General features: G+C 60.8%; 1 pseudogene. It reads left to right on the top strand.

Features of this window, described 5'->3' with window-relative positions:
- Positions 1-273 (top strand): annotated as a pseudogene (locus tag E5W70_RS32820) (alpha/beta hydrolase); the annotation flags it as partial.

Raw genomic sequence — 273 nt, 5'->3', positions numbered from 1 at the left:
CCGCGCGGGTCGCGATCGTGCGTCCCGATCTTGTTTCCAAGCTCGTACTGCTGACCGCCAACTCCGTATCACCAGCGTTTGGGGACGACCGTGACGATGCTTGGATGCAGGCTTGCCGGCAGGGTTACGACTATTCGGGACCGATGCCGAGCGAAGAGGAATACATCGCCGAGTGGCGGAAAGATTGCCGCGGCTACGGCCAGGATGTGGAAGACGCCAAGCGAGAGGCCTATCGGCGAGCTGCAGCACGCGGACAATGGCAGATATTCCAAA

The sequence above is a fragment of the Mesorhizobium sp. genome, assembly GCF_005063415.1.
Taxonomy (GTDB): domain Bacteria; phylum Pseudomonadota; class Alphaproteobacteria; order Rhizobiales; family Rhizobiaceae; genus Mesorhizobium.
This window is presented reverse-complemented; position numbering and strand designations above follow the sequence as displayed.